A 6514-nucleotide genomic window follows, 5' to 3' on the forward strand; every position below is an offset into this window, starting at 1 on the left:
GAGCGACATGAAAAAAGTAGCAGTGATTGGAGCTGGGATTGTTGGCTCAACAGCCGCTTACTATCTATCCAAATCCCCAGATGTGGAAGTGACTGCCTTTGATGACGGCAAGGGGCAGGCAACCAAGGCAGCCGCTGGCATTATCAGTCCTTGGTTTTCCAAGCGGCGCAATAAGGCTTGGTACAGGATGGCGCGTCTGGGCGCTGATTTTTATCAGGACTTGATTGCGGAACTGAAAGCGGCTGGAATCCAGACAGACTTTTACCAACAGACAGGTGTTTATCTGTTGAAAAAGGATGAGAGCAAGCTGCAGGAACTTTATGATTTGGCTGCTAATCGTCGTGAAGAGTCGCCGCTGATTGGGGACTTGAGTCTTCTCAGCCGTCAGGAAGCCCAGGAGAAATTTCCAGACTTGCAAGGCTTTGAGCAACTTCTCTATGCTTCCGGTGGCGCCCGTGTGGAGGGAGCACTCTTGACGGAGACGCTTCTGAAAGCCAGCAAGGCAGAGTTAGTTGAGAAAAAGGTAATCTTGACAGTAGATAGAGAGCAACTTCTGGTGGATGGTCGGAGCTTTGACTGTGTTATCTTAGCTGTGGGAGCTTGGCTGGGAGAAATCTTGCAGCCACTGGGCTATGAGACAGATGTTCGTCCGCAAAAAGGTCAGCTGCGTGATTTTAAGCTGGCTGAGCAGACGGACGACTATCCAGTTGTCATGCCTGAGGGCGAGCTGGATATCATTCCTTTTCTAGCAGGCAAGATCAGTGTCGGTGCCAGTCATGAAAATGATCAGGGCTTTGATTTGAGAGTTGATAAGACTATGCTGAACCAGTTGCAGCGAGAAGCAGAAACTTATTTACCGAGGCTGTCTACTGCAGAGATTTTAGGCGAGCGCGTGGGAACGCGGGCTTATACCAGCGACTTTTCTCCTTTCTTTGGCGCTGTTCCAGACTTACCGCATGTCTACGCCGCCAGCGGCTTAGGTTCTTCTGGTCTGACAACTGGTCCGCTCATCGGACGCCAATTGGCCCAGATGGTTTTAGGAGAAGCAGGACTGCTAGATCCATCTGACTATCCTATTGGACGGTACGTGGAGAAGAAGATACTTAAGGAAAACAAATGATTATAATATTCCTCATTTTACTTTTATTAGTAATATCAATATTAATATCAATCTCACTTATTCTATTTACTAGACACAAAAGTCGTTCTCAACATCCTCTTATTGCTCAAAATAATGGAGGAAATCAGGAACTAGCAAAGAATACAAAAAAGAAAGTAGGCTTTGGTGTTTTGGGCTGTTTCCTATCTAGTGTGGCGATCGTTTTTCTCATGGCTCTTGTCTCTATGTTTCTGAATTTCATAGATATATGGGGAGTTTTTGTACGAGTGCCGAAATATGAAATGGTACAGGCTGTTCAGCGCTCTTATGAGAAGAGCGGTTTTGAAGGAACGGTCAGAGTTTTAGATGCTAATAAAAACTATACCTCTTTTGCTGGTTATTTAATCAGTGCTGAGTATTCTGAGGAAATTGAGGGGAAAACGGTTAAGATCGGTGACCGAATTGAGTATTACACCTCTCGGGATGAGAAATATGGAAAAACGGATATTGACCTACAGCTTGAAAAGGGAGATGCTATTTATCAAGCTTTCCCTAGCATCGCTTATACGGGACTTGAGCTGAGTCCAGGTTATAGTGAAACTTTAGAAACTGTAAAAGATAGCTTTACAAGGGCGGATAAGAAGAAACTATATCTAGAATCCCTTGATTTTATGATAGATAAGGATGCGCCACATATTGATGCGTACGAGGCTCTGATAAAGAAGAATCGGGCAGAAGGCCAGCCTTTGCAGGGCTTGTACCCAATCCCTATTTCTGACATGTTGGAAAAAGAGGCTCTTGCCATTGAAATGAAGGTAATTTTGAACGTGGAGCAAGACGATGGATCTATTATTAGTATTGGCCAAGACCAGAGGAATGATGATAAAATCAAGCAGATTTTACAAGAGCAGCTAGATTTAACGAAGCTACCGGATGCACGCTATCATATGGTCATTAGTGTCGGGAAACATAGCAAATATTCTGGATTTGGTAAATACGAAGTCATTGTTCAAAATCATCAGATCGTTCGATTTTCTATCCAAAATAAAGAATATTGAGTTGGAATAATTTTTTTTGGAGCTTGTGTTCAATTACAGCTTGTGGTTGTGTAGGCATCTGAACGCGGTTTTCCTAGAGTTACTAGTTCCATGTAAAGAAGGTTTGATATGACAGAAACTATTTTGAATTGGGTCAATATTTGTGTTAAAAAAGGTGATGAAATTTTACTGCTTAATCGCCAGCATGATAACTTTAAAGGGTGGATACAACCAGGCGGGAAGGTGGAGTTTCCAGAATCTTTTTTTGAAGCTGCAAGGCGCGAATTAAAAGAAGAAACAGGGCTGACTGCTCTAAACTTGGAATTGAAGGGGATTTCAGGTTTCACTAATCCGAGTAAAAAAGAACGGTATGTGTATTACGATTTTCTTTGTACTGCATTTGAAGGGCAAGTCAGGGGAAACGATCATGAAGGGGAGCCCAAATGGTGGAAGATTTCGGAACTTGACCAAATAGATATGCAGAACGACATACGTGAACGTTTGCCTCTCTACTGGCGGAAAGGCTCTTTCGAGCGGATTCATTACTGGAATGAGGAAGAACACTGTATCGGAGAGACCAAAACAATTTTGTATGATTGATTTGAGAGGAGAGGGAGAAGTTATGGACTGGTTACGATCGCAGCCTGTGGTTATGCAGGCGTTCTTGGCTGGGCTTTTTACATGGGGATGTACTATTGTGGGCTCGGCTATTGTATTTTTCTTTAAACAGGTCAGTCGCAAGCTGCTGGATATTATGATGGGCTTTGCGGCGGGCGTTATGATTGCGGCTTCCTTTTGGTCGCTTTTGGCACCGTCAATTGAGTATGCGGAGGTTTCTTATGGCAAGCTATCCTGGCTGCCTGCAGCGATTGGTTTTTTAGTGGGCGGTTTTTTCCTGCGGTTGATTGATGCGATTGTGCCTCACTTGCACTTGAGCAAAGACATTTCGGAGGCAGAGAGTGTTCCTAAGCATAGCCGGAAGAAGTTGTCCAAGACAGCTCTGCTCTTCTTAGCCATTACCATTCACAATTTTCCAGAGTCGGAGTAGCCTTTGGCGCTTTGGCCGCCAATCCTAGTCCAGAAGCCTTTGTCGGCGCGATTGGCCTAGCTTTGGGAATTGGCCTGCAGAACGTTCCAGAAGGAGCGGCTCTGTCCATTCCGATTCGGACGGACGGCAAGTCTCGGCTTAAAGCCTTTTACTGGGGTTCCATGTCGGCTATTGTGGAGCCGATCGGAGCTGTTCTGGGGGCAGTTGCTGTTATGGCCATGACGGCTATTCTGCCCTATGCCCTCTCCTTTGCGGCAGGAGCTATGATTTTCGTGGTGGTAGAGGAGTTGATACCGGATTCGCAGACCAATGGCAATACCGATGTGGCGACCTTAGGTCTCATGGTGGGCTTCGTTCTCATGATGGTTTTGGATGTAGCTTTAGGTTGATGCCAATTTAGAATCAAAGAGCAGAAGGAAGCGGAATTTTCGCTCTTTTTCTTTTATTTAAGGGGAGTGAAAAGGGTGACATCCGCTTTCAAAAATGGTAAAATAAAGGGAATACATTAAGAGAGGAAACTCATATGAAAGGTATTATTCTTGCAGGTGGTTCTGGTACTCGTTTGTACCCATTGACCCGCGCTGCGTCAAAACAACTCATGCCGGTTTATGACAAACCCATGATTTATTATCCACTGTCAACTCTTATGCTGGCTGGTATTAAGGACATCTTGATTATCTCCACTCCGACGGATCTGCCTCGTTTTGAGGATCTGCTGGGTGACGGCTCTGAGTTTGGCATCAAGCTCTCTTATGCTGAGCAGCCAAGTCCGGACGGACTGGCACAAGCCTTTATCATTGGGGCTGATTTTATTGGAGATGACAATGTAGCGCTGATTCTTGGGGATAATATTTACCATGGACCAGGTCTGAGCAAAATGCTCCAAAATGCTGCGGCGAAAGAAAAAGGAGCAACTGTCTTTGGCTACCATGTAAAGGATCCAGAACGCTTTGGTGTTGTAGAATTTGATGAAAATATGAATGCTATCTCCATCGAAGAAAAACCAGAACAGCCGCGATCTAACTATGCAGTTACAGGACTGTATTTCTACGATAATGATGTTGTAGAAATTGCCAAGAACATCAAGCCAAGTCCTCGCGGAGAATTGGAAATCACTGATGTTAACAAGGCTTACTTGGATCGTGGTGACTTGTCTGTTGAGCTCATGGGACGTGGTTTTGCTTGGTTGGATACAGGAACTCATGAAAGTCTCTTAGAAGCTGCTCAATATATCGAAACAGTTCAGCGGATGCAGAACGTTCAGGTAGCAAATCTGGAAGAAATTGCCTATCGTATGGGCTATATCACTAAAGAGCAAGTGCATGAATTGGCGCAGCCGTTAAAAAAGAATGAATATGGCCACTATCTCTTGCGCTTGATTGGAGAAGAATAAGAAGATGACAGAACAATTTTTTGACAAGGAATTAGCAGCGTGTGAGGTTCCTGGAATCCCAGGTATGTTGGAGTTTGATATCCCTGTGCGCGGGGACAACCGAGGCTGGTTTAAGGAAAATTTCCAAAAGGAAAAAATGCTGCCTCTAGGCTTCCCTGAAAGCTTCTTTGCAGAAGGAAAATTGCAAAATAATGTCAGCTTTTCTCGTAAAAATGTCCTGCGTGGGCTTCACGCTGAGCCTTGGGACAAGTACATCTCAGTTGCAGATGACGGTAAGGTGCTGGGTTCTTGGGTTGACCTGCGTGAGGGTGAGACTTTTGGCAATACCTACCAGACAGTAATCGATGCCAGCAAGGGGATTTTTGTGCCACGCGGCGTAGCCAACGGCTTCCAAGTCCTTTCTGACACGGTTTCCTATAGCTATCTGGTGAATGACTACTGGGCTTTAGAACTCAAACCTAAGTATGCCTTTGTCAACTATGCAGATCCAGCTCTAGGCATTCAGTGGGAAAACCTAGAAGCAGCAGAAGTCTCAGAAGCAGACAAGAATCATCCATTACTTAAGGATGTCAAACCACTAAGAAAAGAAGATTTGTAAGAAGAATTCTTTTCTGACGCATTAATTTATATTGAAATATATGATTTAGCTCAGCTCCTATCCGAGCGAAGCGAGTTAAATAAATGATTGCCGCTGTGGTGTAAGTCATGTAACAAATTATCTAGTTTGTTACATGACAGGGGATTTTTGAGACGTTAGGCTCAAAAATAAGCAATGAAACCGGAGGTTTGCTTGCGTCCCCACCACTTAAGGCAATTATAAAAAAGTTTAAGGAATAAAAATGACTGAATACAAAAAAATTATCGTGACAGGCGGAGCTGGTTTTATCGGTTCTAACTTTGTTCACTATGTTTACAATAACTTTCCAGATGTTCATGTGACTGTGCTGGACAAGCTGACTTACGCGGGTAATCGTGCCAATATTGAAGAAATTTTAGGTGACCGCGTTGAGTTGGTTGTTGGAGATATTGCTGATGCAGCCTTGGTAGATAAGCTTGCTTCTGAAGCGGATGCTATCGTTCACTATGCGGCAGAAAGCCACAATGACAATTCGCTCAATGACCCGAGTCCATTTATCCACACCAACTTCATCGGAACTTACACACTTTTGGAAGCAGCACGTAAATACGACATTCGTTTCCACCATGTGTCAACTGACGAGGTTTATGGAGACTTGCCTCTGCGTGAAGATTTGCCAGGTCATGGAGAAGGTCCAGGTGAGAAATTTACGGCTGAAACCAAGTACAATCCAAGCTCGCCTTACTCATCAACCAAGGCAGCTTCAGACTTGATTGTCAAAGCTTGGGTGCGCTCATTTGGCGTGAAAGCGACAATTTCTAACTGTTCAAACAACTATGGTCCTTACCAGCACATCGAGAAGTTCATTCCGCGCCAAATCACCAATATCTTGAGTGGTATCAAGCCAAAACTCTATGGTGAAGGTAAAAACGTCCGTGACTGGATTCATACCAATGACCATTCATCAGGCGTTTGGACGATTCTGACCAAGGGACAAATCGGCGAAACTTACTTGATTGGTGCAGACGGTGAGAAGAATAATAAGGAAGTGCTGGAACTTATTCTCAAGGAAATGGGACAGCCAGCTGATGCTTATGACCATGTGACCGATCGTGCAGGTCACGACCTTCGCTATGCCATTGATGCTAGCAAGCTCCGCGACGAGCTAGGATGGAAGCCAGAGTTTACCAACTTTGAAGCGGGTCTCAAAGAGACAATCAAGTGGTACACGGACAACCAAGACTGGTGGAAATCAGAAAAAGAAGCAGTCGAAGCTAACTATGCTAAGACGCAACAAGTGATTAAGTAAGAATAGAGTCTGGGACAAAAGTCCTAGCCTCTCAATTGTCTTTGGATTGTC

At 44.4% G+C, this 6514-nt stretch carries 6 protein-coding genes and 1 pseudogene; all 7 read left to right on the forward strand.

Annotation, left to right across the window (positions count from 1 at the left end; translation table 11 throughout):
• Positions 1-7 precede the first annotated feature (7 nt).
• The 7 genes and pseudogenes from O3651_RS02575 (at position 8) to rfbB (ending at position 6463) form a co-directional block, all read left to right on the forward strand.
• Complete coding sequence (locus tag O3651_RS02575) at positions 8-1120, forward strand: NAD(P)/FAD-dependent oxidoreductase (protein WP_371609474.1); 1113 nt, start codon at positions 8-10, stop codon at positions 1118-1120.
• Positions 1117-2157: a hypothetical protein gene (locus O3651_RS02580; RefSeq protein WP_371609475.1), complete on the forward strand. Its 1041-nt coding sequence runs from the start codon at positions 1117-1119 to the stop codon at positions 2155-2157. The genes O3651_RS02575 and O3651_RS02580 overlap by 4 nt, the downstream gene beginning before the upstream one ends.
• A 108-nt stretch (positions 2158-2265) precedes the next feature.
• Positions 2266-2736: an 8-oxo-dGTP diphosphatase gene (locus tag O3651_RS02585; RefSeq protein ID WP_371609476.1), complete on the forward strand. Its 471-nt coding sequence runs from the start codon at positions 2266-2268 to the stop codon at positions 2734-2736.
• A 22-nt stretch (positions 2737-2758) separates the two neighbouring features.
• Positions 2759-3573, forward strand: a pseudogene (tmpA, locus tag O3651_RS02590) (ZIP family manganese transporter TmpA).
• Between the two features lie 134 nt (positions 3574-3707).
• The gene (gene rfbA, locus O3651_RS02595; protein WP_125356235.1) at positions 3708-4577 is read left to right on the forward strand and encodes a glucose-1-phosphate thymidylyltransferase RfbA; all 870 of its coding nucleotides are present in this window, start codon (positions 3708-3710) and stop codon (positions 4575-4577) included.
• A 4-nt stretch (positions 4578-4581) separates the two neighbouring features.
• Positions 4582-5175 carry a dTDP-4-dehydrorhamnose 3,5-epimerase family protein gene (locus O3651_RS02600; protein ID WP_371609477.1) on the forward strand — a complete coding sequence of 198 codons (594 nt, stop codon included), beginning with the start codon at positions 4582-4584 and terminating at the stop codon, positions 5173-5175.
• Positions 5176-5416: 241 nt separating this feature from the next.
• Positions 5417-6463, forward strand: coding sequence for a dTDP-glucose 4,6-dehydratase (gene rfbB / locus O3651_RS02605; protein WP_061909284.1), 1047 nt, complete (start codon positions 5417-5419; stop codon positions 6461-6463).
• Positions 6464-6514 lie beyond the last annotated feature (51 nt).

It is taken from the genome of Streptococcus sp. 27098_8_73 (assembly GCF_041432495.1).
Classification (GTDB): Bacteria; Bacillota; Bacilli; order Lactobacillales; family Streptococcaceae; genus Streptococcus.

Bases quoted from the DNA above. Each gene is read 5' to 3' on its own strand.
- O3651_RS02575 (WP_371609474.1), top strand. From the start codon at position 8: ATGAAAAAAGTAGCAGTGATTGGAGCTGGGATTGTTGGCTCAACAGCC.
- O3651_RS02580 (WP_371609475.1), top strand. From the start codon at position 1,117: ATGATTATAATATTCCTCATTTTACTTTTATTAGTAATATCAATATTA.
- O3651_RS02585 (WP_371609476.1), top strand. From the start codon at position 2,266: ATGACAGAAACTATTTTGAATTGGGTCAATATTTGTGTTAAAAAAGGT.
- rfbA (WP_125356235.1), top strand. From the start codon at position 3,708: ATGAAAGGTATTATTCTTGCAGGTGGTTCTGGTACTCGTTTGTACCCA.
- O3651_RS02600 (WP_371609477.1), top strand. From the start codon at position 4,582: ATGACAGAACAATTTTTTGACAAGGAATTAGCAGCGTGTGAGGTTCCT.
- rfbB (WP_061909284.1), top strand. From the start codon at position 5,417: ATGACTGAATACAAAAAAATTATCGTGACAGGCGGAGCTGGTTTTATC.